The 649-nt window shown below is 74.1% G+C and carries 1 protein-coding gene; it reads left to right on the top strand.

Going from position 1 to position 649, the window contains the following annotated elements; translation table 11 throughout:
- A partial coding sequence (locus MJ783_RS22675; RefSeq protein WP_239313795.1) for a KR domain-containing protein occupies positions 1 to 649 on the top strand: 649 nt, incomplete at both ends.

Below are 649 nucleotides of genomic sequence, written 5' to 3'. Positions count from 1 at the left end.
ACGGACAGCGAGGCGCCGGACCTCGGCTCCGCCCCCGTCTGGGGCCTGGTCCGTTCCGTCCAGGCCGAGCATCCCGACCGGATCATCCTGCTCGACATCGACGACAGCGACGCGTCCGCCCGCGCGCTGCCGGCCGCACTGGCCGCGGCCGGCAGCGGCGGCGAGGCGCAACTGGCGATCCGCGGCGGTGTGGTGTCGGTGCCACGGCTCGTGCGGGTCACGACCTCCGGGCAGCCAGCGGCGACCAGCGTCCCGCGGGACGTCCCGGCGCTGGAGAAACACGATGATCATGCGCCCGTTGGCCTACCAGAGTCCCTGGACCCGAACGGCACGGTGCTGATCACCGGCGGTGTCGGAGTACTCGGCGGTCTGCTCGCACGGCACCTGGTCACCGCACACGGTGTGCGCCACCTCGTCCTCACCAGCCGGCGCGGGCCCGACGCCCCTGGTGCCGGCGAACTCCGCGACGACCTGACCGGCCTCGGCGCGCAGGTCGTCGTCGTGGCCGGCGACGCGGCCGACCGCGGCTCCCTCGCGGCCATCCTTGCCGCCATCCCCGCCGAACACCCCCTGACCGGGGTCGTCCACACCGCCGGAGTGATCGATGACGGTCTGGTCGGATCGCTGACCCCGCAACGGCTCGACGGGG

Origin of the sequence: Protofrankia sp. Cj3 (assembly GCF_917627355.1) — a bacterium.
Lineage (GTDB): Bacteria > Actinomycetota > Actinomycetes > Frankiales > Frankiaceae > Protofrankia.
The sequence above is the reverse complement of the archived record's forward strand: the minus strand, read 5'-3'. Positions and strand labels throughout refer to the sequence as shown.